This is a genomic window from Fulvivirga sp. AWR4_260 (genome assembly GCF_056158185.1).
Genome location: NZ_JBSWSU010000015.1, coordinates 354,519 through 379,301, shown reverse-complemented (window position 1 = coordinate 379,301; position 24,783 = coordinate 354,519). Strand labels below are relative to the sequence as shown.

22 protein-coding genes are annotated in these 24,783 nt (G+C 35.7%); 15 read left to right on the top strand and 7 right to left on the bottom strand.

Annotated elements, in window-relative coordinates:
- Positions 1 to 411 precede the first annotated feature (411 nt).
- From ACXACQ_RS08135 to ACXACQ_RS08125, 3 genes are all read left to right on the top strand, one after another.
- On the top strand, positions 412 to 744 hold the full coding sequence (locus ACXACQ_RS08135; RefSeq protein WP_474975433.1) for a hypothetical protein: 333 nt from the start codon (positions 412 to 414) through the stop codon (positions 742 to 744).
- Positions 745 to 766: 22 nt separating this feature from the next.
- On the top strand, positions 767 to 1,309 hold the full coding sequence (locus ACXACQ_RS08130) for a flavodoxin (protein ID WP_474975432.1): 543 nt from the start codon (positions 767 to 769) through the stop codon (positions 1,307 to 1,309).
- A 199-nt stretch (positions 1,310 to 1,508) separates the two neighbouring features.
- Entirely contained in the window at positions 1,509 to 1,796 is a 288-nt protein-coding gene (locus ACXACQ_RS08125; RefSeq protein ID WP_474975431.1) for a YciI family protein, read from the top strand.
- 75 nt (positions 1,797 to 1,871) lie between these two features.
- On the opposite strand, the gene ACXACQ_RS08120 is transcribed toward ACXACQ_RS08125, so the two are convergent.
- The 3 genes from ACXACQ_RS08120 to ACXACQ_RS08110 form a co-directional block, all read right to left on the bottom strand.
- Positions 1,872 to 3,467 carry a carbohydrate-binding protein gene (locus tag ACXACQ_RS08120; RefSeq protein ID WP_474975430.1) on the bottom strand — a complete coding sequence of 532 codons (1,596 nt, stop codon included), beginning with the start codon at positions 3,465 to 3,467 and terminating at the stop codon, positions 1,872 to 1,874.
- A 171-nt stretch (positions 3,468 to 3,638) separates the two neighbouring features.
- Positions 3,639 to 4,013: a hypothetical protein gene (locus ACXACQ_RS08115; protein ID WP_474975429.1), complete on the bottom strand. Its 375-nt coding sequence runs from the start codon at positions 4,011 to 4,013 to the stop codon at positions 3,639 to 3,641.
- A gap of 336 nt (positions 4,014 to 4,349) precedes the next feature.
- Positions 4,350 to 5,132, bottom strand: a complete 783-nt coding sequence (locus ACXACQ_RS08110; RefSeq protein WP_474975428.1) for a hypothetical protein — start codon at positions 5,130 to 5,132, stop codon at positions 4,350 to 4,352.
- A gap of 645 nt (positions 5,133 to 5,777) precedes the next feature.
- On the opposite strand from ACXACQ_RS08110, the gene ACXACQ_RS08105 reads away from it, so the two are divergent.
- The 12 genes from ACXACQ_RS08105 to ACXACQ_RS08050 all read left to right on the top strand — a co-directional run bounded on the left by ACXACQ_RS08105 (position 5,778) and on the right by ACXACQ_RS08050 (position 18,096).
- The gene (locus ACXACQ_RS08105; protein ID WP_474975427.1) at positions 5,778 to 7,655 is read left to right on the top strand and encodes a tetratricopeptide repeat-containing sensor histidine kinase; all 1,878 of its coding nucleotides are present in this window, start codon (positions 5,778 to 5,780) and stop codon (positions 7,653 to 7,655) included.
- Complete coding sequence (locus tag ACXACQ_RS08100) at positions 7,627 to 8,349, top strand: response regulator (RefSeq protein WP_474975426.1); 723 nt, start codon at positions 7,627 to 7,629, stop codon at positions 8,347 to 8,349. Before ACXACQ_RS08105 ends, ACXACQ_RS08100 begins: the two co-directional genes overlap by 29 nt.
- Before the next feature lie 89 nt (positions 8,350 to 8,438).
- Positions 8,439 to 9,575: a toll/interleukin-1 receptor domain-containing protein gene (locus ACXACQ_RS08095; RefSeq protein WP_474975425.1), complete on the top strand. Its 1,137-nt coding sequence runs from the start codon at positions 8,439 to 8,441 to the stop codon at positions 9,573 to 9,575.
- A gap of 676 nt (positions 9,576 to 10,251) precedes the next feature.
- Complete coding sequence (locus ACXACQ_RS08090; RefSeq protein ID WP_474975424.1) at positions 10,252 to 11,436, top strand: hypothetical protein; 1,185 nt, start codon at positions 10,252 to 10,254, stop codon at positions 11,434 to 11,436.
- Positions 11,437 to 11,541: 105 nt separating this feature from the next.
- Complete coding sequence (locus ACXACQ_RS08085) at positions 11,542 to 11,754, top strand: hypothetical protein (RefSeq protein ID WP_474975423.1); 213 nt, start codon at positions 11,542 to 11,544, stop codon at positions 11,752 to 11,754.
- Between the two features lie 138 nt (positions 11,755 to 11,892).
- Positions 11,893 to 12,216 carry a hypothetical protein gene (locus ACXACQ_RS08080; RefSeq protein ID WP_474975422.1) on the top strand — a complete coding sequence of 108 codons (324 nt, stop codon included), beginning with the start codon at positions 11,893 to 11,895 and terminating at the stop codon, positions 12,214 to 12,216.
- 25 nt (positions 12,217 to 12,241) lie between these two features.
- Positions 12,242 to 12,649 (top strand): SH3 domain-containing protein, encoded by a 408-nt coding sequence (locus ACXACQ_RS08075; RefSeq protein ID WP_474975421.1) that lies wholly within the window; start codon positions 12,242 to 12,244, stop codon positions 12,647 to 12,649.
- A 50-nt stretch (positions 12,650 to 12,699) separates the two neighbouring features.
- Positions 12,700 to 14,100, top strand: a complete 1,401-nt coding sequence (locus ACXACQ_RS08070; RefSeq protein ID WP_474975420.1) for a hypothetical protein — start codon at positions 12,700 to 12,702, stop codon at positions 14,098 to 14,100.
- Positions 14,100 to 14,834, top strand: a complete 735-nt coding sequence (locus ACXACQ_RS08065) for an OmpA/MotB family protein (RefSeq protein WP_474975419.1) — start codon at positions 14,100 to 14,102, stop codon at positions 14,832 to 14,834. Before ACXACQ_RS08070 ends, ACXACQ_RS08065 begins: the two co-directional genes overlap by 1 nt.
- The gene (locus ACXACQ_RS08060) at positions 14,834 to 15,637 is read left to right on the top strand and encodes an HNH endonuclease signature motif containing protein (protein ID WP_474975418.1); all 804 of its coding nucleotides are present in this window, start codon (positions 14,834 to 14,836) and stop codon (positions 15,635 to 15,637) included. The genes ACXACQ_RS08065 and ACXACQ_RS08060 overlap by 1 nt, the downstream gene beginning before the upstream one ends.
- A gap of 21 nt (positions 15,638 to 15,658) precedes the next feature.
- Entirely contained in the window at positions 15,659 to 16,447 is a 789-nt protein-coding gene (locus ACXACQ_RS08055; RefSeq protein ID WP_474975417.1) for an ion transporter, read from the top strand.
- Between the two features lie 152 nt (positions 16,448 to 16,599).
- Positions 16,600 to 18,096, top strand: a complete 1,497-nt coding sequence (locus tag ACXACQ_RS08050; RefSeq protein ID WP_474975416.1) for a carbohydrate-binding protein — start codon at positions 16,600 to 16,602, stop codon at positions 18,094 to 18,096.
- A 70-nt stretch (positions 18,097 to 18,166) separates the two neighbouring features.
- Here the strand turns inward: ACXACQ_RS08050 and ACXACQ_RS08045 are convergent, their stop codons facing one another.
- The 4 genes from ACXACQ_RS08045 to ACXACQ_RS08030 all read right to left on the bottom strand — a co-directional run bounded on the left by ACXACQ_RS08045 (position 18,167) and on the right by ACXACQ_RS08030 (position 24,772).
- Positions 18,167 to 20,548 carry a TonB-dependent receptor gene (locus ACXACQ_RS08045; RefSeq protein ID WP_474975415.1) on the bottom strand — a complete coding sequence of 794 codons (2,382 nt, stop codon included), beginning with the start codon at positions 20,546 to 20,548 and terminating at the stop codon, positions 18,167 to 18,169.
- A gap of 24 nt (positions 20,549 to 20,572) precedes the next feature.
- Entirely contained in the window at positions 20,573 to 21,691 is a 1,119-nt protein-coding gene (locus ACXACQ_RS08040; protein ID WP_474975414.1) for an LA_2272 family surface repeat-containing protein, read from the bottom strand.
- Positions 21,692 to 21,803: 112 nt separating this feature from the next.
- Positions 21,804 to 23,714, bottom strand: a complete 1,911-nt coding sequence (locus ACXACQ_RS08035) for a peptidase associated/transthyretin-like domain-containing protein (RefSeq protein WP_474975413.1) — start codon at positions 23,712 to 23,714, stop codon at positions 21,804 to 21,806.
- A 50-nt stretch (positions 23,715 to 23,764) separates the two neighbouring features.
- Positions 23,765 to 24,772 (bottom strand): FecR family protein, encoded by a 1,008-nt coding sequence (locus tag ACXACQ_RS08030; RefSeq protein ID WP_474975412.1) that lies wholly within the window; start codon positions 24,770 to 24,772, stop codon positions 23,765 to 23,767.
- Positions 24,773 to 24,783: the final 11 nt, after the last annotated feature.

The window sequence follows — 24,783 nt, the reverse complement described above, 5'->3', positions numbered from 1 at the left end:
TACACTAAGAATATACTTCAGTCAATATTTCAAAGGATTAATTTCAAATATTAATACAAAAATTGAAGATACATCGCACTCACATTCAGCTAAATACAACTATAGCGAGAAAACGGTCTCATCGAAAAAACCATAACTGCCTGCTCGCTTAATCAGCTGCTATAACAGATAATGGAGACTGGGGCTTTTAACGCTTTTATTATTTTAAAATAGCTACTATTAGCTATTGACAGCCTAAGTCGTACTATGTATAATTGCATTATTTATATTAAGTCTAAATAAAAACAGTGATCTTTTAATATGTAAGTCCTTACATGCTATCAATAAAATCAAAAGATACTGATACAAGTCCTCTAAAGCTGCGATAGAAAGTATCGCAACTTTATGAGGCACAACTCAAACAATGCTACTATGTGTAATCAAAAAAATCAGATCGTTTTAGCAGAAGAAGCACCTATCAGTATCAGGTGGTGTACCGGTTGTAAATCCTATACTATCATTTTCGGTTGCAGCTGTCTGTCGTTCACTAAAAGGGGGCTGGCTACCTTCATAAAAATACTAGAAAGCTTAAAGCCATCAGATTTTACTTATAATCATTTTGGCACAACAAAAGCCTTGTTAAAAAACAGCAAAGGCTATATGGGGGTGTATATGACTAGCAAAGAGGTAACGCAACTACTAAGCGTAATCCAACAGTGCCAAATTATGAATGAAGTATATGAAATACTCAAACCAAATTACTGATCAAACACATTAAATCAATATCATGTCTTTTCAAATAGAAAACAAAACCGTTCTTTTTTTCGGTTCAGATACCGGAAACACAGAAGAAATAGCACACCTATTTAAAGAATTATGGGAAATTTCTGAATTAGAAATGATCGAAGCTTGCGACATGTCTACCTCTGACTACGAGCAGTATGATATAATTATTCTGGGCCTATCTACCTGGTATGATGGTGACTTACAAAGCGATTTTGAAGGATTTTATGAAGACTTTAAAACTATAGATTTTGAAGGCAAAATAGTAGCTCTTTTTGGTTTAGGAGATCAAACCGGGTATGCAGAATACTTTGTTGACGGCCTTGGGATTCTTGGCGAGATCATTGTTCAAAACGGTGGCTATATCATTGGAAAATGGCCTACCACGGGTTATCAGTTTGATGAATCAAAAGGCTTATACGATGATGATCATTTCTATGGGCTGGCTTTAGATTTCGAAAATCAATATGAGCTATGCGAATCAAGAATGGAGGCTTGGATTAAACAACTAGAACATGAAATCAAAGAAATGATGGTGGTGGAATAGAAAGAGAAAAATTATCTCTAGGCCTTTATCATTAAATCTAAAAATTAAAGACACCAGCCAATTAGCCTTATATTTAATTCATGACTCACTATATGGACTATAAATATTCGGCTCCAAATCCTGCTATCCACCAGTACGTGGATAGCTTTTGGCATTTAAAGCCTTTCATTTTATCAGCGATTAATAAATTCTTTTAACCATGTTTATTATTAACATTACTTACAAAACATCCTTAGATGCAATTGACATTCACATTGAAGATCATGTAAAGTTTCTTAATGAGCAGTATGAACAAGGGAAATTTTTAATGTCGGGCAGGAAAAACCCCAGAACAGGAGGTATTATAATTACAAAAGCATCGAGCCTTGCCGAAGTAGAACAAATTATATCCTTAGATCCTTTCAAAATAAATGACCTAGCTAACTATGAAATAATAGAATTTACACCAACCAAAACCAGTGAATTATTACAATTTTTGGCAGAGTAACTTCTTTATATATTAAACAAAAGGCCTACTCATTAAAACAAGCCGACCTTTTATTTAATAGTAATATTTAAGATGCTATTCTTTAATAAACTTCACTGTTTTACCAGTAGTATTTACTCTTAAAAAGAATACTCCTGAAGGCAGTGATGAAACATCTATTTTATCACCTTCTGTAACTGTAGACTCTAATACTAACCTACCACTTTGACTATCAACAATAGTGATTTTCTCATCTTTGTTAAGTCCTTTTAAAGAAATATAATTCGCAGTTGGGTTGGGCGATAATATGATTGACGGCTTAGTTTCAGAGACTAATAGTGATTCTTGGGCCATGCGTGCTGACGATGACGCAGAAATAGACCACCAATTGATATTCCAGCCTCCAGCAAGTGCTTTCAGTCCAAAGTTATGTATCCCTGCAGTTAAATTAACAGTATGAGAAACGGTTGTCCAGTTTTGCCATCCTCCAGTAGCAGGCACGTTCACGGTTCCATACACTGGCACCCCTCCTGCTTCTTCAAACTGCAACACACCTCCTCCATCTTGGCTGGCTACTCTATAAGCTATTTCATAAACTCCGCCTACAGGTATGTTAATGGTGTTATACACCATCCAATCGTTAGCATCAATATAACCTATATTTTGACCTCCTTCTACACAAGCTTCACTTTCCACTCCATTCATTAAATTATAATTTTCGGCCTCTATGGCTTGGCTAAAGCTATTAGGTCCAAAAACCGCAAATTCATCAAGGCTTACCCAGCTACCTGTATAACCCGAAGCACCCGTAACTGTAATGCGTACAAAGCGAGCATCTGTTGTGGAAAAAGCACTTACTATAGGAGATGAGGCTGTTCCTGGTGTAGTATTACCTGTATTATCTACAAGCAGCGTATAACTTCCTGATGCACTAGTTTTAGCCTCTATTTTATACTGATAAGCTCTATTACTATAACAAACCAGCTCCGTTCTTCCTATACTTTTTACAGCTCCCAAATCCACCTCTAACCATTGAGGAAAACCACTGGCAGACCAACGAGTATCTGCATTATTATCTACTGCATTGGCAGGCAGATTACCATCATTTGCAGAAGCTGTAGCGGGTTGATTAGCCGCTAGGTTACCCGGTTTTGGTTTGTAAGCAGAGGTTACTTCAGCGTGCGTAGCACTTAGCCAACCAATGAAATGGTCTTCAGCTCCATCTTCCACACGGTTACCAAAATTCAATACATAATTTTCAACATTAGGTGCGGACTGACCTAATTGATTATAACGCGCTAACAGAATCTCATAAGGAGCACTGTGTCTTGCCCATGCTGATGTAGACACCCAGTTGTATATGCCTGTACCCATTAAGTTTTTAACATAAGACTCTGCCCCAACCTTCAGTCGATTGTTAGATCTTGTAAATAAAGCCTCATTACCTTGATTGAAAGCGATTTCAGCGCACTGTGCCATACCAATAAGACAATACTGAGGATGCACAAAATCACGTGTTAGCTCAGGCATTTGTCCTGAAGCAGAAATACCATCGATTTGACCTGCAACACCATTATAACCGGTATTATACATTGAGGCATCATTAAAATAAACACCTGCAGCCATTAGTGAAAGATATTTAGATATATACCAGTTAGGTGCATTTGCGATAGGACCATTAACGGCTGTCAAAAGTTTTCTAACAAAACCATCGAAGCTAGATGAATTCCAACCTGACGAGCCATTATTAGCATATTTGAGAACCTCACCAGCCGCTACCCATATAGGACATGCCCAAGAAGTTTCTAAGGTACCTTGGTTAGAATGGTTAGACTCAGAAATTACTGATTGAAAGGTATTACCTCAAGCGTTCGCAATTTGTATGGCCTTATCTCTATTAGCTGTATTACCCGTAATTGCCCATTTAAGTGCGTGGATATACATAGCATGACCATCTCTCCTGAAAGCAAGTTCTTCTGCATTACTACCTGACGCAATTACATGGACATTAGCATACGGTGTAGGGTTATAATTTGTACTACCTTTTGAATCGGAAGCCAATTTATTATAACCTGCAACTAATGGACTTCCTGAATTGGAATTTACCTGAGCTTTGATAAAATCAATTTGGTTCTGAGTAACCATAATTCCAGGGTGGGCAAAATTAGTGGGGCTTTGAGCCATTACACTAGTAGCAACAAATGCCACAAATAATGACATTAGAATAAGTTTTTTCATAGTTTTTAAATTCACTTTATTTATCCAAGGGGGTTAGATTGAAGTTGAATATCCTTGGAATCATAAAGATGAATGGCTTTTCTAGAAAGGAGGATTACAATAGTCCTAGAAAAGTAGATCAATAGTGCTGCGTAAAACAATGCGAATAATTTCGGATTTTGAAGTCATTACGCAATTTCAGTAAATGCAACACATCATGATGGAGTAAAAAAATATGAAATGAGAAATAGGTTCGTCTGTAAAGACAGTGGGCAATCAGGATCACAGGTATTATGACGGAATAAAACCTTAAAATCAACAATTTACAACATGGCAATTATTATCATCATATAATAACTAATATAAATCTTCAATATTATAACTCATCGGATTATTGATAGCGAGATTATTATTCTCATAATTCTTAAAATAATGTGCAATACTTCTATCCTTATCGTCCAAAGAATTTTCCAAATCAACAATATTATGTTTTTGATTTCTAAACTCAGTCTCATTTTCTTCCCTTATTAGCAAACAACGGCCTGCTATAGGATCATTCCCCATTGATGTCCCCGAAAATGTCCCTTGAATAACTGAAGGCGCAAATGTTTTTCCCAGTTTATAAATATGAAAAAATATTTTGCCTTCCGCGCTCCTCATTAGTACAGTAACTACACCTTCCACAAATGATAATTCGCCTACGTAATCTCGCTTCGGTCCATTCAATAAAAAAAGCATCTTTTTCATAGTATCATCTTGATATATCTCTACAGGTGATTGTAAAATATATGCCCGTTGACGATTATTCATCCTTAAGTAAGAATAATAATGTCCTTTCATAGATAATAAAGAATCATGAATATCTGGAGACTTACTAGATACAAAATGTTTAAAACTATGGTACCCTATATGTTTGCTTAAAGACTCCACCTTGTCTGCATTTAAACTTATCTCAGCGGCACCTTCTATTTGGGATTTTTCACACCTTTTGAATATTTGCTCATACAAATACCTCTCAGAAAAACCTAGGTCAATATTTCTCCCCACATGGATCAATCCGTAATGATCTGAATTCACTCCATACTTAGCACACACCTCTGTGAGCAACATTTGCAAATAATTCACATTATAACTAGCCATACCTCAAATAAACAGAATTTAACCGTAAATAAAAGTAAAATAACCGTGAACACAGGTATTCTATAAGGAACCCGGTCCCTCTACCAATTCTCATATTTGTATTGTAATGATTAATCATTCCGAATCAGCATTCGCGAAACTGATTCTATAATCTGATCAATGAATTTTTTAGAAGAGTAAAGTGGGAATTACTCCCTCTAAAAAATTCATCTCAGGTCAATCCCACAGGTAAACGCAGTTCACCAGAATGGAATTAGACTTCCTTATTACTCACTGATTATCAATCAGTAAGAACAAACTACCATTATGTCTATTTCAATCTCACTCCTGCGAATTCAAAAATTATAAAAACAAAATCATGAAAAAATTTAAATATTTCACATCTATTAGTTTACTAGCAAGTTCAATGTTATTCGCCTGTAGTGATAATCAAGTAAATCCGATTCAACGCGGTGGGGACGAAGAGGAAGATGACCCTATTATAATAGCACCTCCCGCCCCTACCAATAACACAACATATCCTCTAGATACTATTAATTAAAATTAATAGAAGTAAAACCACTCTTAAACGGTGGTTTTACTTTGTTAAATAATATTTTTAAGATACATTTCCATATTATGTTTTATAGGCTTTTAATTTTATTTATGATCACTAATAGTCTTTTTGCACAAAGCATTAATAAAAGTCTATTAACCAGATATAAAGACTCATTACAGTCAACACCTAAAACAAAGGATTATTGGTATAGTCAAATTTCATTTGAATATTTAAATGCAAAGGAATACGACAGTGCCAGAAAGTACTTACACCTAGCATTACATTCCAGCCTACGAAGTAACCAAAGACAGAAGGCATTTATTTATAACAGCCTAGGTATCGCCTATAGTGATTTCAAAATTGACAGTAGCATTTATTTCTACAACAAATCTAAGGAAGAGTACCTGCTATTAAAGGATACGGTAAATTTAGCTTCAGTTTCGACCAACTTAGGAAAACAATATAAACTGCTCGGTTTATATGAAAGAGCTTTAGATAACTTAACGTTTTCCGCCCTAATATTTGAAAAGATAGAAGCAGATGCAGACCTTGCTAGTTGTTATAACACAATAGCCTCTATTTACTCTAACCAAAATGATTTTCAAGAAGCTCTACACTATCATCGTTTAGGTATAAACCTAAAGCAACGGCTAAACCTTACGCAAGGGCTTTCATCCTCATACAATAATATTGGTATAATTTACAAGAAAATTGGCTTATACGATAGTACTATCATTTATTATAAAAAAGCCCTTTCACTTAAAGAACAAACGAAAGATGCCCGTGGCATAGGGGTGGTACTGAATAATATGGGTTCTGTGTATATGGAAATGAAACAGTATGATTCTGCTTCTATATACCTACATCAAGCCCTACTGAATAGAGAGCAAACGCAAGATTATACTGGAAGGGTAATTACAATGAATAATTTGGGTAAGTTATATTATCTACAAAACCAACCCGTAACTGCATTAAAATACCTATTAGATGCGAATAAAGATCTAATAAAGCTCAAATTATTAGAGGAGTTAAAAAATAACCTCGAAAACCTATCTTTAACCTATGAGGCCCTTGGCCAACTTAATAATGCCTTACTAAGTTCAAAGAAACTCATTATAATAAAAGATAGTCTTCTCAATCAAAGCAAGATTGAATCTTTAGTAGAGATGCAAGTAAAATATGAGACCGATAGAAAAATATATGAAATAAGTTTATTAGAAGAGCGCCAACAAGTACAAGAAGCTGAATTAAAAATCAGACAAACTTGGATTTCCACGTTAGTAATTACTGCAATTCTCTTACTATTCATCGGGGTTTTAATATACACTCAATGGAAAAAAGAAAAAGCTGGAAAGGCAGAAGTTGAAACGCTAATGCAAGAACTGCATCATAGGGTAAAGAATAATTTACAACTTTTATCAAGCATATTTAGTCTTCAATCTAGGTCTATTAATGACGAAAATGCCCTTGAGGCGGTAAAAAGTGGAGAGAATAGGGTAAATGCCATGGCTATTATACATCAAAAGCTATATCGAAAAACAGGCAGTAGAAGCATAAACTTGCAAGAATACCTCTCGGATCTCGTTAATGCATTAGCATATAGCTATGGACACAAATTAACTCATCAGAATTTATCTATAAGAATTGCCCCCATAAACCTTGATGTTGATAAAGTTATACCTCTAGGTCTTATTGTTAATGAACTAGTTAGCAATTCATTTAAACATGCATTCCCTAAAGTTCCTAATCCAAGATTGCAAGTACATTTAACTCATGAAAAAGGAACTCTAAAACTACAAGTACAAGATAATGGACTAGGCTTTGTGTCTAAAGAAAACAAAACAGGGTCCATGGGCATGAATATTATACAAACTTTAGTGCGCCAGCTTAAAGCTGACGCTGAATGGCAAACCTCAAATCAAACTATTTTCTCACTAACCTTAAACCTTAACAAAAATGAAACAGGTAGAAATATTAATAGTTGAAAATGATCTTATTACCGCTAGAAATTTAAAATATCAACTCGAGGATCATCAATTTAATGTTATTGACATTGTAGACACTGGTGAAGGAGCTCTTGAATCATTAGAAAATAAAAGACCTGACATTATTTTAATGGATATACACTTATCCGGAGACTTAGACGGGATTGCAACAGCCTCAAAAATTAATGAAACATTAAACATTCCAATCATATACTTATCTGACTATATAGATAATGAAACCGTTTCTAGAGCCAAACAAACTAAACCTGTTAATTACCTTTCCAAACCTTTTCATCCAGCCGATTTATTGAGAGCTTTGGAGATAGCATTTTACAACGCCAATCATCAACTTAATAATACCTCACCTCAGTTGACAGATCGTATATTAGTCCGCACAGATACCCAGTCTGCCGATATGATTACTTATAGCGATATCCTATATTTAGAAGCCAATAGATCCTACAGTCATATTGTGACCCAAAACAAGAAATATATCCTTTCAAATAGTCTCAAAAAAGTATTTGATCAGTTTGCAAGTCATGACTTCATTAAAATATCGAGAAGCCATGTGATCAACATAAATCACATCACAGGTATAGATGGGAACATGATCAAACTTGGCTTTAAACATAGCGTACAAATGAGTAGCAACTATCGAGACTCAGTAATGCAAAAAATTAACCTCGTAAAATAAGGTATTGGGAAACCAAACCCATCTTCTCGGAAATAAAAATTGTATAATCCTCACTGAAAAGATATCTATCCCACAAAAAACGGGTTGATATGAATTCTAAAGATTATGAATATGATGTATTTATCTCTTACTCAGTAGAGGATAAAATAAGCATAGTCACTGAGTTAGTTGATAAATTAAAGGATGCAGGAATAAAAGTATGGTACGCTGCACAGCAATTACAATTTGGCAAAGATATTAATGAAACAATAAAGGAAGGTATACATAAATCAAAACACGGCCTTATTATTGTCAGCCCTAATTATATCCAAAGTGAATGGACCAAGAGGGAATTGCATGTTCTTTGGGCTAGAGAACATAGTGAAAATAGTCTTATATTTTCAGTTTGGCATAACATAAAAAAAGCTGATGTAGAAAAATATGATCCCAATCTAAAAGACAACTTCGCTATTCAAAGTGACAAGGGCATAGATCATATCGTCAGAAAATTAGTAAAGGCACTTAAAGACCATAGTGACACGAATCGAGCCCCGATAAAAATCAAGCGTCAGCATCTAAAAAAAAGCTCTTTATCTATTAGTATAATTCTTATATTATTAATGATAACTTCAATGGGTTTCTTTTACTTCAATGATGATTCACCCTCTGAACAACTAATCAAAAGTAGTATCATAAAACGAATAGAAACTCAAAATGAAGAAGCATTAAACAACCTTTCATCAATAAACACAACAGATGGACGCCCCGCCTTACTATCTGAAATAACTGATGTTTATGAAAATTACATAAACATCAGATCACAATATAGAAATCAGTACTATTTCAATACAATCAATAATAATTACAAGTACAAAAAATACGTAGAGCCCATTATAGAGTTGGATTTAGAATCACTATCCCCTTATGACAATTACGGTTTTAAAGCTCCTCGAATATATTTTAAAAACAAGGGACTTAAACCTCCTTCATTAGATGCTGAGTACACATTTATAAATACGCAACCGGTTGATTATTCAATAACAGGAGTAAACCATCAAGACACTCAGACATATAACGTATATGTAGGTTATGAAAATTATATCCGTACCCTTACTGTTCATTTGACATACTCTAGAAGTAGTGATTGGATAAAGAAAAGGCAAACAATTTTCTCAGGCATTAAGCCACATGAAGTTTTCACTTTCACCAAACAGCACAATGAATGGGTTTTAGCTCGCACACAATAATCCTTCTTTCGGAAACGCAAAACCTACATTGGGAAAATTCAATCCATGTCATTTAGAACACATGTTACTTTAGTACTATTCAAAATTAATCTCTGATTTAAATATCAGAATCAAACTTTTACCCCAAACATAAGTACGCTATATCATTAGTAAAATATTATGGAATTCTGGAATAACGAAAATTTAATAACAAGATCTGAATTAAACGATCTGATTGTTACCAACCATCGAATCAGGTACACATACAGCAACAAATTTACATCAATTATGCTAGATCAAATAAGCGGCATAGAAGTGAAGTATACGAGCAAACCCATATTATTACTCATAGCAATTCTCAGTGCAATAGGAGGAATTATATTTTTTTTCGCTTCACAAATGTACTTTTCCATGCCTCTTCTAGTAGCATTTATTACATCTATCGTCCTGTTTCTTAATTCAAGAAAACATGTTATAGCTATATCTTCAGCAAGCAACAAAATTGAGTTCTTCACAAAAGGAATAGACCAAGACAATATCAAGCACTTAATAAATCAAATAGAAAAGGCCAGAGTCAATCGTCTCTAACAACAGCAAAATAAAAATTTAAGGAGCCATCACTATCAGGGAGGAGCATCACACTTATCAATTATTTAATATTCACTACACCCTCCCCCATAAACCTTTCATTAAAACCATGAAATTCTTTATTGTACTAATATTTTTACTGATAAACTTTGGCTCCATATATAGTCAAAATACCTCTACTTTAATCTTAATATCTAATGAGAATTCAAGCATATATTTAGATGCTGATTCGATAGGAATACTGTCATCCGATATACCAAAAAAAATCGAGATTAATGCAGGAGAGCATTATTTACAAGTTAAGCCCTTATCCAAAAGTGGCACAGAAAAAAATAAAATCCTGAACTTGAAAACTGGTTCACAACAGGTGTTAAAATTTGAATTTAATATAGATGACTCACCCGAAACCATTACCATAGCCGAAGTAGATTTTACTATTCCCGGATCCATTGTTCACAGTGAAACATCAAATACTCCAACCTTTTATTATGCTTTAGAAAAAGGAGACATCCTAAAAGTTGACTTAGAAATGATAAATGAAAAAGGGACAAATTCCCTTTCTATATTTTCATACCCTGATAACTATGTGCTCTACACAAAAGATAATTTTCAAGATCTCAATGAAACTATACAAATTAAAAAAAGGGGTATTTATGGTCTCTCTTTTAAAACTTACCATACCTTCCCTCGAGATATGAAAATGAAAATATCAAGAACCCCATCATCTCACCATACCATTGACTTTGTTACCAAAGTAATCTCAAAAGATTTTCACACGTCCAAAGTAATACAACCCGATCAAAGTTTTTATATCAACAGTGGTTCTAATGCCACTTTTAAAAATGGTAAATCAAGGATTTGCTTAGCTTTCTCCTTGCCTCAGAATACTATCAGGTGTTACTACTCCTTTTCTGCATCGAGAGAAAGTAGCAACATTAAATCAACTGAAAAAAAGCTTAATTTGCTATCTCAAATAAGTAGCTTGATAGATAATACAGGCTCACTATCCTTCGGAGTAAACCAGCTAACACAGGCTCCTGGCTCAAATTATTGCGATATTTATCTCATTGATGCCAATAACCATAATACTTTTTTGGCTAAAGAACCGTTTCAATATTTCCCTTCAGGAAGTCGTGAAAACTACAAGTCGGGAATAGTGGAACTACCCCTAATAACAAACACTGCCATGTATTTAGGCGTCAGAAATCCTGACAGCATGTATGGAATAAATATCAATATTGAAATAGTTGCTATTGTGAATGAGACCAAACTTATTCAAGCCGAAAACAATTAAACATCTCATTCGGAAATAAAAACTCCAGCTTTGGAAAGTCTATTTCTACACCTCCATTCACTTCACTACCTATGTATCATATTTTAACCATTTAAACATTAAAACATGAATAATTACCGGGTAAATAACAACACTGCTTCAAACCCCAACTACAGCCATGAAGTTCATAAAGAAGGTTGCATTCATATGCCCAAACCTTCTAACAGAACACCCTTAGGGCTACACTCCAACTGCTACAGTGCTATTATACGAGCACAGCAACATTACAGTAATGTAGACGGCTGCAAGACTTGCTGTAAAGAATGTCACAAAGAATAATTTTCACCTCCACATAACCTGTAATGGGTTATGTGTTGTAGTAACCTGAAAACCAAATATGCACTTTGGGAAACATATTGACCTTACTGGGAAAAATCATTTCACGGCCACAAAATATTAAGAGAATTTACTGTAAGAATGAAAATAATAACCTACCTAATCTTATTGTTGAGCACCATAGGACTCTTCAATTGCGGATCTGAAAACAACTCAGTCTGCCCCGGATATACTTGTGAGAACTATTCTACACAAGAAGAAGCACAAGCGGCATATGAAGCAGACCCCACTTGTAATGGCAGCTTAGATGCTGACAATGACGGAAAAGCATGTGAACACCTTAAATCTGTAAAAACAAAAATATGCCCTACTTCGGCCAATTGTGGGTGTTCTGGCAAAAACAAAGATCAATGTAATGGCCCGTGTTGCCAATGGATACAGGGGACTGGATGCAAATGCAGCTAAAACTTACACTCAAATAATATAGAGGATGAACAGATATACAAGCATTCTAGCAATGCTACTACTTTTAACGGCTAGCAACTTACTTGGTCAAAATTACTATGTGAGCGCAAAATCTCTGAATTTGAGAAATGAAGCAGGTCTAACAGCCAAAATCATAACCCAACTTTCCTATTGTGATAATGTAAGTCTATTAGATGATTCTTTAAATCCTGACTGGATTAAAATTTCAATCGAAGACACCACTGGCTTTGTTTCTAAAAATTATATAGAAAAGGGCAGATGTGAAAAATACAAACACTCATATAGAGTAGGAGCTATATGCAATGATGGCTCAGGTAGCTCAGCTACCGGTCGTGGGGCGTGCTCTCATCATGGAGGTGTACAATATTGGAGGACGAAAGAAGAAGTAGACTATAATATCATAAAAGAATAGTTAGTAGCTCTACCCTGAAAATAAAAATTGCAACAAAGAAATACATAAAGATGGAAACATATATGATTGCCATTTATAGCCTTTTAATTATCTGGGGTATAATCACAATCGGATTCATTTTCTGCATCCTGAAAAAAGGGCCCCATAAAATAAACCTTTATTTATATGAATCACTCCCCAATGGCTTTACTACAATCGGGATTTTAGGGACATTCTTAGGCATTTATTTCGGCCTACAAAAATTCGATGTAAATAATGTCTCAGAAAGTATTCCCCCTCTTTTAGAAGGTCTTAAAACAGCATTTCTCACTTCAATTTTTGGTATATGTGGTTCATTCATAACTAATAAAACAACAAAATGGGCTTATAAACGCTCTGAGGACAAACTCCCCTCTAAGCCTACAGGAGAGGCAGCAATACTCGAATTAGTAACTGAAAATTTATCAGAAATAAAACATCAATTTGGAAACAATCATGCTGATTTAATTAAAGCATTATTAGGAGAACAGAATAAAAATATTGCTAAATACCTGCATGAAATTCAAATTGAATCACAAAAACAAAATGAAACATTAATTAATGTTCAACAGGCGCTATCAAATGATGAAGATGCTAGTATACTTTTTGAAATTCAAAAACTAAGGCTTGAACAAACTGAAACGTCCCACGCTACACAAAAATATATCAACCTTATTATTGATTCGATGGCCAATAGCAACGTGCTTCTAGCTAAAAAATTCGATGAATTCACCTCTCTATTAGCTAAAAACAATACAGAAGCGCTGGTTAATGTAATGCAATCTGCCACAGAACAATTCAATGAGCAAATGTCATCACTTATTGAAAAACTCGTTCAAGAAAACTTTCAAGAGTTAAATAACAGTGTTCAACAAATGAATGGATGGCAAAAGGAAAACAAAGAAATGATTATACAATTAACTAATCATTTTCAAAAAACATCTCAAAACTTTCAAACCACATCCGAAGCAATAAAAGAAATAACACTCCACACAGGAAAACTAACTAACAACAATGGTCATTTAACCAAATTAATATCTGAACTCCAAAAAGTTATGATTGAAGACACGCAATATCAAAAAATTGTTTCTCAATTAACTTCTACCGTTAATACCTTAAAAGATAATACTGATTCATTTGATGAATCTACTAACAAATTAAATACGTGGGTACGAAACCAAATGAACTTTTCAGACAGTGTATCTATACTTTTAACAAGACTAGAAGATATAGATCGCATAAAAGATATCAATGAAATATTTTGGGAGAATACACAAGCACAACTGAATGAAGGTGTTTCCATGATAGAAAAAGCCAACACACGTTTATCAAGTGATTTAGAAAGTATTAATGATGAATTTTATAACCGCTTGAATAGCACATTACAAAACCTCGATACATTAATTCAACGAATCATTGTTAACTATAATTAATGATGAAATTAGAAAAATCAAATAGCGGAGAAAGTAATTGGGTATCATTAAGTGATATTATGACAGGGTTAATGGTGATATTCATGTTCATTGCTATATCTTATATGGTTGAAGCACAGAAGGAGCAGCAAAGGAGAAATGTTATATTTAAAGAATTTAGAGAAACTAAAGAGCAATTATACTCTGAATTAAATACGGAATTTGCAAATGACTTCAAAAACTGGAAAGTTGAATTAGGGAAAGATTTATCCATTAAATTCACGAACCCCGACATATTATTTCAATCGGGAAAATCAAAAATCCGTCCGCATTTTGCTCTCATATTAAATAGATTTCTACCTCGCTACTTTAGCATTTTGTTACAGAAAAAATATTTAGATAAAATTGCTGAAATAAGAATAGAAGGACATACAGATGCTGTGCCTGCTCCAAAATACGATTCAGATCCGTACATTGGAAACGTTAAGCTGTCCCAATTTCGCTCAGCTGAAGTATTAAAATATTTCCGCAATATGTCTTATTACAAACAACTTTCTGACTCCTCTGAACAATTACTCCAATTCTGGATAACCGCAAATGGTCTTTCTTATGGCAGAACTTTAGATTCTGACAAAACCTTAACCATAAAAAGTAAGAAGAAAATCAACAATGAACTTTCAAGACGGGTTGAATTCAGAATAGTCACTAAGAGTGAAAACCTTGTAGAAAAAATCTTAACTGAAATTGACAAGTAATGTTATATAACTTTTCAAAATTAGATAAAAAATTAGATCTGCTTGAATACCCCAAGGTTGACTACAAAAGTGGATTCAAAACAATTCAAGGAATAAACTTCACAAAAGCATACAAAGTCGGGGCAATCCATTTTGAAGATGATGGCATTTATTTAGAGAATGAAGGTCAGAAATATCGGGGTTATATGTTCATTAAAGAAGCCTATATATCCTACAATGGTCAACCTCCTGTTTTCCCTAAATTTCACTTATTAAAATGTAGCAAAATTCAAGAATTCATAGGAAAAGGAAAGTTCAATCAACGATATGAATGGTCTAACTCCAATGTAAATGATTTAATTGACAAGCAAAGTAAAACAAAGCACAACGATATAAAACTCGAAGTGTGTGCTTACTGTAAAAGTGCTCTTCAAGAAAAGATCAAGAACACTCAAGATTTTTATGAAATATTAAAAAAGTATGAAACAGAGGCAAACATTTTTGATGTAGATATTTCTGGATACCAGTACACTCAAGAAAAAGTAAGTAAGCAATACAGAAGTCAAAAAAACTATATATGCGAGGAATGTTCAATAGCCCCTAAAAACCCACTACATAGACGTTGGTGGCATACTCATCATATAGATGGAAATAAATCCAACAATTCAAATACTAATTTAAAATGTCTTTGTATCCTTTGCCATTCAAACGTGGACGCTCGTCACAAAAAAAATTTCTCAAAAAACTTTATGTCTAAACAGCTAAAATCATTTATCATAGAATATGAAGAAGACCTAAAAAGGCTTAATACTTTAAATGAATAACCTATTGACTGACCTTAATTGATGAAATTAATAATTTATAAACTAATTGAGAAAGGAGCACACGGCTCTCGCATCAATATTATATTTGATTACTTTATAACCTCACTTATTCTATTAAATGTTATAGCTCTAATGCTAGAAACATTCCCAAAAACACACCAGACTTTATCTTCTTTCCTGAGCATATTTGAACTCATATCTATAATTATATTTACAATTGAATACATCTTACGGGTATACATCTCCAACCTAAGCCACCCTGCTTACAATCACACTAAATCCGCATTAAAATTTATATTTTCACCATTTGGAATTATTGATATATTAGCCATACTACCCTTTTATCTACCATTGTTAATCACTATAGATTTAAGGTTTTTAAGATTATTAAGGCTAATGAGGTTCTTCAGAATTTTCAAGATTAATAGATATAATAATGCTTTAACACAAATCTGGGCAGTCATTAACAATAAAAAATCGGAGCTATTAATCACCGGATTCGTATCACTTTTAGTAATACTAACCTCATCTTTTTTAATGTATGAGATAGAAGGTAAAGCTCAACCAGAAAAATTTAGCAACATTTTAGATAGTTTCTGGTGGTCTGTAGCTACCCTTACTACTGTAGGTTATGGAGATGTTTATCCAATTACAGCAGCAGGTAAATTTATAAGTGGATTGATTGCTATACTTGGCATCGGGTTAATTGCTTTACCAACAGGAATAATAAGTGCAGGTTTTATGGAAAAAATCAATAAAAAGAATGCCGTAAAAAAATGCCCCTGCTGCGGCTGCAAAATTCAACTTTAGCAACTACTACTATCAAGTAGGTTCTACCTCTTATCATTCATTACATTGAACCACGACAAGCCCAATAACTTGCTTAATCGATTTATCATCGGAAAATTTAATATTTTAAAGTATATTATGCCCTTAATTAATCAACCAATAACCTTAACCCAATGAATCATTTTATTTACCTGATTAAGGCATCATTTATTCTTACTGCTTTTGTCTTTTTCGATGTTAACGCTCAAAACAAAGATGCCTTTGGCATACCATATTTAATGCCCTCAGCCTCGCCCTTACTAGAGTGGAACTCGGCTCACTGGAGTGGCAGTCCATCGCGAAATATACACCAAGATACACCCGACCCTTATGATGCCACTGGATGGAGCACCCCAAGAGGTGATTTCAACCTATTTAATATCGATGGCAATGGGGTGTTACACATGGGAGGAAATCAGCCTCGCCTTTACGTTCAATCATCACAAGAGCATCCTCTATTTTTCAAAAACACTGAGTTTACAGCTTATTTTAAAAGAATAGGGACTGATGGCCCCTTCAATGGAGGCCTAATCATGGGAGTACGCAGCGGCATAAATGGCCATGGGAGAGACAACTGCGAAGCCACCACTTACTATTTTGGAATTAGATATCCGGGTACTTGGGTATTTTACAAAGAACTTACTCATCCTTTTGGAGAAAACGGATCATCAGGAAGGCTCTTACCGGGTAGCCAAATTATGCCTTCTGATAAGTGGATAGGTGTTAAGTTTTTAACGTATAATATACCCGGCACAAACCATGTGAAATTAGAAGGCTATGTAGATCTAGAATCAAACGGTGATACTTCGGCAGGCATTACATGGACAAAAGTGGCCGAAATTATTGATGATGGGTCTTGGAGCGTACCTGTGGGAGACTGTGGTTATGCTGAAAACAAAATCATTTCTGAAGGTGGTGGCACCGTATTGATCAGAAATACTGACATACAAGAAGCTCAATACAAAATGGTTAGTATTCGCGAAATAAATCCGGCAGGAGACCAACCCTCTAACCTTTCTATTCATATAGAGGCAGAAAATTATTCAGCCTATAACAACGTGCAAACTGAAGCCTGCAGCGAGGGCGGAGAAAATGTAGCATACATAGAAGCTGGCAGTTGGATGGCATACGAAAACATTACCTTACCAGAAACAGGAACTTATAAGATAGAATATCGAGTAGCCTCCCCTTATGATAATAAGCAATTTTCATCAGACCTTAATAGTGGTAGCATAAGGCTGGGCGAAATGGACATTCCAAACACAGGAGGCTGGCAAAACTGGCAAACCATTTCTCAAACGGTAAATATAGAAGCAGGTACTTACTCTTTTGGGCTATGGGCCATGACAGATGGATGGAATATAAACTGGATCAAAATATCAAAAGTAAACACCAACCTTAAATTAAACGCTGAAAAAATCAGCACAGTAAATGTCTATCCTAACCCCACCTTCAGTTCAATCTCGGTTAAAGGAATTAAAACTGGAGAAATAATTAATATATTCAATGCTAAAGGACAGAAAGTACTCAGCACACAAAACCATTCCGATATAAATGTTTCTCATTTCAAAAAAGGAATATACCTTATCAGGACCGCTACCAACACGCAACTAACTTTTATAAAAGAATAATAAATATTAAATGGGTATATGCACTATATACCCATTTAATATCCTTCACTGCTCATACAGATCAATCTAACTAAAAATGAACCACGTACATAATAACAGGCAACAGTGGCAACTGCTCTGAATACTCTAGCTTATTAGAAACATCATTGTAATAGCTATTTAATTGAGCAGAGTTATTAGTAACATTCTGAAGATCTAACTTTAACTCTTGACTGGTCTTCTTCTTATCAACCCTATAGCTAATAGCCAAGTTGCCAATAAACACATTATCTTCTTTCAGAGAGAAAGCCTCTGACTCATACAATACAGTCTCTTGTTGCTCCATAGAGGCTTCTAAATTAATCGGGGTATATCGCCTAGCCCCCAGAATGGATAACTTGGTATTAACACTTAGCACTTTACTTTTACTGTCATTACTACTCAACAAAAACTCCTTCCCCACTAACACGTTACCAGAAAAATTCCCATTAAACCTAGTACTTCTCTCTATGCCATCTAGCGCTGTGTATTTAGAATCATACACAGAGGCGGTGACCATAAAGAAATAGTTATCAGAAAAATACCTTTCTAATGTAATTTCAACACCAAGGTTACGCCCCTTCCCTTCATTTACAAGCTTCCTGTCTGTAAACCATTCTACCTGATTAATAAGTGAATATGAGCTATTAACATCCTTCTCTACCGGAATATTATACAATTGCTGGAAGTAAGCTTCTAATTTTAGAAACAGGTTAGCTCCCAACCGATTTTCATATCCTAAAACATAATGTAGGGCTTTAGAAAAACCAAGGCTCATATTAGGCATAGTAGCCTGACCGTTTGCATCAGGAATAATGCTATAATAATTGGTAAGCGACTCCATTTTACCGTGTACGCCAAAACCAGCTACAAATGCCTGAGCAGGGCTAAACTGCCATTTCATGCTAGCTCGGGGTTCAAATGAAAGTTCATCATTAAGGGTGGTGCCATGCAAATGAAAACCACTTACAAATGACAACTTCTCTACAGGGCGATACTTCCAACTAACAAAGCCCTGATAATGACCTGCATCACCATCGATATTTTGATCATCAATAAATCTACCTTCGGCATCATCAAAATAAGTATTGGTAAAATCAAAGTTATACACACTGTAAATGACACCAGCCTGAAGATTATGATGAGCATTGAACTTATGATTGAAAGTAGATGCTCCTCGCCATGTATCCTTATTTAGCGTTCCATCATCATGAAGTATCAGGCTAGCACTTCCATCAGGTCTATAGCTTTTTAACCCACTTCCGTTAGTAGATATAGAAAGCATGTTCTGTAGGTAACTATTTTTACCTAGCGAAAGATAGTGGGTCAATCCTACCACTCCCATATCAGCTTTATAATCATTCTGTTCTAACAGCTTATCTTCATCCTCATCATCATAAACCTTTTCCAAAATTTTACTTTTTCCGCCTAGGCCAAATAATGAAAATGTGCCTATAGCACTAGTAGGAACAAATATTTTAAATGACATATCTTGATATTTTGGCACTCCATCAAAATCTACCACCCCGAGGTTATCCAAAATACCCATTGTAGAGTAACGGTAATTTATAAGATAAGAGGCATTGCTACCCTTAGAGAATGGCCCCTCTGCTGTGGCTTCGGTTCCTAATGCACCAATGCTAAAGCTATATTCTCTCTTTTCGTTATTGCCTTTTCTTAATTTCATATCAAAGACACCCGATAAGGCATTACCATACTGAGGCGAAAATGCGCCTGTATAAAACTCTGAATCAGCAAGCATTTGGCTATTTAAAGCATTTACAGGGCCTCCGGTAGCCCCCTCATCAGAAAAATGATTAGGGTTAGGTATCTCAATACCTTCAAGCCTCCACTGAACCCCTTTTGGTGAATTACCTCGCACCACAATAAAATTGTTGCCAGACGCATCTCCACTAACCCCAGCATAGCCAGAGACCATTCTTGCCGGATCGTTAAATGCCCCAGCATAGCGTTTAGTTTCTTCCACTGTAAACCCTCTTGCACTGATCAGCGCCATGTCATTATCTATCTCAGCCTTATCTCTTACTGCTGTTACTACCACCTCATCCATTGCCGTAAGCGATTCCTGCATAGCAATATCTAGAACCATTTCTTTAGCAGATGTAATTAGCAAGTTAGGAAGTAACCGTTCTTCATACCCCATGTAAGAGATTTTTAACGTCACACGACCTACAGGCACATTATCTATTCTAAAATTACCATCCAAATCCGTAACACTACCCTGAACAGGATGAGTACCAATCACAACCACATTAGTACCAGGTAATGCACCTCGGGTGTCTTGATCCGTAACTCTACCTCTAATAGTTTGAGTAATAGTCTGGGAAAATGATGTATTGGATAAAAAGATGAGCGTTGCCATAGCCGCTGTTTTACACAGCAAACCATATATATTGACCTTTATATTTTTCATGATGTAGGATTTTAGGTGCTTGTATTAAAACCTTACTCCGGCATGGAATCCCGGATAAATCATAATGCGGGTATTATGATGCACCTCATCATAGAATGAGCTGGGCACAGCTAATGAGCTACCTTGCAACTTCCCTTCCGCATCTTTCAACTTCGAAAACTGAAGGTTTACAGAAGCTCCGGCATATACTTCAAAGCCAGGTGTTAGCTGCCAAGACCCGGTGAGTTTTAACTTTTCAAGAATATTGAGTTTCTCTGTCCACCATTCATCTTCATTTACAAAGAGATGAATAGCATCCAAATTGAGCGAAGTAAGGATACCTATTTGATGGTAAGTTCCTAACCCATAACCAATAGCCCAATACTTCTTACCTGCATCGGCACGATAAGCCATAGACCAAATACTATAAAGTGGCCGCTTCCCCATTTTATAGTTCACATTTAAATAGAAACTCTCATTGTATTCTACCTCTACTTTTTTGTATCCATTTCTGGAAATATTGACTAACCCTAACTGCACTCCATCAATAACTTCATCGGCTATATTTATTAAGCCAATTTGCATTCCCGTAACAGTAGTAGCCTTATTTATAACACCCGAAGCTTGTACTCCTTTTACATCTTTAGCTTGGTTAACTACCCCTGCCATTTGCAGTCCGTTCAAAGAATCGGTTTGTACATTGACAATACCGGCCACTTGCACTCCTTTTACTATATTCGAACTTTTATTAATGATACCTGCCATCTGCAGCCCCGTTGACAGAGAGCTATCTCCAGAATTAATGTTGAATATGCCCGCTGCTTGGGTGCCTTGAAAATTATTAGAAACATTAAAAATTCCGGCATATTGTGCCCCCATTACTTTTGCAGAGTAATTACCTAACCCTGCCATCTGAAGTCCACGAACATCGCCATAAGCCTGATTCAATAATCCCCCAAACTCAGCCCCACTAACACCAGCAGAACTGCCATATAATACATTAAAAGAAAAATGATTTACATAATCTGAAGCGGAATTACCGTTTGTTCCAAGAGGATGGACAAAAGACAATTGAACTGGGCATACTTGACCTGATTGAGCGTAAATATGTTGCCCAGCTAACACGGTAAGTAGCATTACAAGTAAGCAGTTAAATCTATTCATTGCGATATAATTTTTGGTTTATATCAGGATCACAACTATGAATAAATCTACCCTTACTCTCTTTTGAAAATATTTATCAAAAATTAATCTTAAAAAGAAAAAACACTGCAAATCAAAGCCTTATAGCAAATCTACCCCCTATCCAAAACTGCATAAGAGTAGTACCCAGAACGTGATCTACCATAGTATATGGCGCCACCTTAGTAAGATATTGCCCACTATCCGGGTCTCTATTTTCAGAAAGCCATATATTAAAAGAAGGACCAGCCACCATTTTTAAGCCTTTCTGTTTTCCATAACCAAAGTTTACATCTAGCCTATTAAGAATACTAAGCTCCTTCACAAAACCGCCCCCCTCATTTACCCAATTGGAGGTATAATCAATATTTAGAAAAGACTTTTTTGACAATTTACGCTCGGTACCAAAACCGTATCCAATAGACCACCGAGTATCACTTCCAAGAGCTCCATACCCCGCAGTAAATATATTATAGAATTTCCTCACGCCAGTTCTAAAACCTACATTGAATGCCGTTACTTCATTGGTGGATATTTCAATAGGTCGAATGCCGCCATTTTTGACTATACTAACAAGCCCCACAGGTATTCCTGTAATTGAATCTGCTATATTTACCAGCCCTATTTGAACTCCCTGAACATTTCTCGCCACGTTAAGAACCGAAGCCACCTGTGCTCCTTCTATATCTTGCGCATAGTTGAGCACCGCACCTATCTGCATACCTGAAGATGGCTTTTTAGACCAGTTGGCCACAGTTGATATCTGGCAAGTTTTAAAGCTCTCTGCCACATTTAGCATACCTGTAATCTGCACTCCGCTAATTTCTCCTTTTACCCAATTGGCCACGCCAGACAATTGCAAACCTTCAATATCTTTGGCCCTATTCAACACGCCTGATAGCTGCATGCCCGTCATTTCTTCTTTCACAAAGTTAGAAACACCCGAAATTTGCCCCCCTTTTGCCCTGTGTTTCACCAAATTACTCACTCCACTTATCTGCCAACCTTTCATTTGATGCAGTACATTGTTGCTCACTCCGCTTATCTGCAGACCGGCAAGCGAATCTGCCACAAAATTATAAACGCCTCCTAACTGAAGACCGTCCATAGCCGCCTTATTATGATTAAAAACACCTGAAACCTGCACCGCTTGCGCCTCACCACCGGTAATGTTACCTACGCCTCCTATCTGTACTCCACTTACATCACTTCGGTTGATATTAAAAAGACCTCCTAACTCAAAAATTCCAACACCACTAGCATAGCCCACAAGTAAGTTAAGTGAATAGGTATTTTGAATGAAACCACCCATTTTTAAATTAGTACCTACACTAGGCCACACCGAAACTTGCGCCTTTTTATGAATAACTATATCAGCATTTTCGGTCCTCACCAATGCTTCATCAGACACTAACTTCTGCACTAACTTCAATGATTCCACCGATGGCTTATCAGTAACAATATCGATATTTTGCACCTGCTTAGCTGCTTTTATTGGCGATAAAGAAATGGATAAATGATGGTTTTTAGGAGGTATTACTATTACCGTATCTCTAATTGTATTTTGATTAAATGATATACCAAACTGATCATACTGAACTGGCACCGACATTTTAAAACCGCCACTTTCATTAGTCATGGAAGAAACTAGACTACTCACCTCATATACCATAACGTTGGCCAAGGGCTTTCCTGTATTCGCATCAAACACATTGCCCGATACTGTAAATTTTTCACTTTCGGGCTCTTGTAGCCTTCTCAGTAATATCAAATGGTTGCCACTAACTTTATACACCACATGTTTTGGCAGAATTTGATCCAAAGCTTGTTTTACAGATTTATCTTCAGCCGCTATACTTACAACCGATGTAGTATTGAAAATGCTGGCGTCATAGGAATAAGTAAAACTAGCCATGTTACTCAATGCCATTAGTGCACTTTCTAGTGGCTCATTATTGATGTGTGCATTCACTCGCCTTTTCAGCAGGTCATCCTGAGCTGACAATGTAAAAGTGGTAATGCAAAAAGCAAAGAGCAAGATATACCTAAGCATAGCTACAGACATCCTTTCCCAGAAATATAAATGCTACCCTGCCTTTTTTCCGAGACTAGATTGAAGTTAGTATTGATAATATCCATTATATTATCTACAGGTTGATTTTTGAATTTCGCTGTAAGCTTACAATTTAATATTGCGGAGTTTTCAACCTGAACAGATATATGATATGCTTCTTCAATGGTTTTAAAAACATGTTTTAATGAATCATTTTGAAAGGTAAGAGTACCCGTTTTCCAAAATATTTTATTCGCGTTATAGCTATTTACAGCAGTAAAAAGTGACTTATTTTTATCGAACGCGATATGCTGCCCTTTTGTAAGCGTATACTCCTCATCATTAGCCGCTACTTTAACTACACCTTCCTCCACGCCAACCGTAATATTGCCAAGACTATCGTAAGCATTCACATAAAAAGCAGTACCCACTACAGTAACAGTCAGCTGCTCCGCCTTAATAACGAACGGCTTCTGCTTATCAGCAGCTACCTTAAAAAAAGCCTCCCCTACTAGCTGCACAGCCCTCTCCTTACTATTAAATTTATCAGAATATGTTAAAGTAGAATTCACATTTAAGCTTACCTGAGATCCGTCAGTAAGGGAATGAATCATCGTTTCCGCTGTTGCCTGCAATTTATTCTCTAAAACTTCTTCTTTGGGCTGCAAGCCTCTATAACCCACATAAACTAGCACACCAAAAATGATAGCAGCAGCCACTCTAATCAAATAATACATAGGTTTAATCTGTGTATTCGAAGCTGCTACACTTTTTTGTTGCGTCTTTTGCCTAAATGTATCCCAAGCGGCATCAACATTCACATCAGCTTTTTCATGAGGCACAACATGACCAGTATGCTTCCATAGGCGTTCCATATCAGCAAAATCCTTCCTATTTTGTTCAGAAGCCTTCACCCAAGCCTGTAACTGTAGCTCTTCCTGAGCATCAGCCTCGCCAGCTAAAAACTTTGAAACTAACTGATATTCGATATGTTCCTCTTCATGCTTCATTTAATCCATTT

Bases quoted from the DNA above. Each gene is read 5' to 3' on its own strand.
- ACXACQ_RS08135 (WP_474975433.1), top strand. From the start codon at position 412: ATGTGTAATCAAAAAAATCAGATCGTTTTAGCAGAAGAAGCACCTATC.
- ACXACQ_RS08130 (WP_474975432.1), top strand. From the start codon at position 767: ATGTCTTTTCAAATAGAAAACAAAACCGTTCTTTTTTTCGGTTCAGAT.
- ACXACQ_RS08125 (WP_474975431.1), top strand. From the start codon at position 1,509: ATGTTTATTATTAACATTACTTACAAAACATCCTTAGATGCAATTGAC.
- ACXACQ_RS08115 (WP_474975429.1), bottom strand. From the start codon at position 4,013: ATGAAAAAACTTATTCTAATGTCATTATTTGTGGCATTTGTTGCTACT.
- ACXACQ_RS08110 (WP_474975428.1), bottom strand. From the start codon at position 5,132: ATGGCTAGTTATAATGTGAATTATTTGCAAATGTTGCTCACAGAGGTG.
- ACXACQ_RS08105 (WP_474975427.1), top strand. From the start codon at position 5,778: ATGATCACTAATAGTCTTTTTGCACAAAGCATTAATAAAAGTCTATTA.
- ACXACQ_RS08100 (WP_474975426.1), top strand. From the start codon at position 7,627: ATGAAACAGGTAGAAATATTAATAGTTGAAAATGATCTTATTACCGCT.
- ACXACQ_RS08095 (WP_474975425.1), top strand. From the start codon at position 8,439: ATGAATTCTAAAGATTATGAATATGATGTATTTATCTCTTACTCAGTA.
- ACXACQ_RS08090 (WP_474975424.1), top strand. From the start codon at position 10,252: ATGAAATTCTTTATTGTACTAATATTTTTACTGATAAACTTTGGCTCC.
- ACXACQ_RS08085 (WP_474975423.1), top strand. From the start codon at position 11,542: ATGAATAATTACCGGGTAAATAACAACACTGCTTCAAACCCCAACTAC.
- ACXACQ_RS08080 (WP_474975422.1), top strand. From the start codon at position 11,893: ATGAAAATAATAACCTACCTAATCTTATTGTTGAGCACCATAGGACTC.
- ACXACQ_RS08075 (WP_474975421.1), top strand. From the start codon at position 12,242: ATGAACAGATATACAAGCATTCTAGCAATGCTACTACTTTTAACGGCT.
- ACXACQ_RS08070 (WP_474975420.1), top strand. From the start codon at position 12,700: ATGGAAACATATATGATTGCCATTTATAGCCTTTTAATTATCTGGGGT.
- ACXACQ_RS08065 (WP_474975419.1), top strand. From the start codon at position 14,100: ATGATGAAATTAGAAAAATCAAATAGCGGAGAAAGTAATTGGGTATCA.
- ACXACQ_RS08060 (WP_474975418.1), top strand. From the start codon at position 14,834: ATGTTATATAACTTTTCAAAATTAGATAAAAAATTAGATCTGCTTGAA.
- ACXACQ_RS08055 (WP_474975417.1), top strand. From the start codon at position 15,659: ATGAAATTAATAATTTATAAACTAATTGAGAAAGGAGCACACGGCTCT.
- ACXACQ_RS08050 (WP_474975416.1), top strand. From the start codon at position 16,600: ATGAATCATTTTATTTACCTGATTAAGGCATCATTTATTCTTACTGCT.
- ACXACQ_RS08045 (WP_474975415.1), bottom strand. From the start codon at position 20,548: ATGAAAAATATAAAGGTCAATATATATGGTTTGCTGTGTAAAACAGCG.
- ACXACQ_RS08040 (WP_474975414.1), bottom strand. From the start codon at position 21,691: ATGAATAGATTTAACTGCTTACTTGTAATGCTACTTACCGTGTTAGCT.
- ACXACQ_RS08030 (WP_474975412.1), bottom strand. From the start codon at position 24,772: ATGAAGCATGAAGAGGAACATATCGAATATCAGTTAGTTTCAAAGTTT.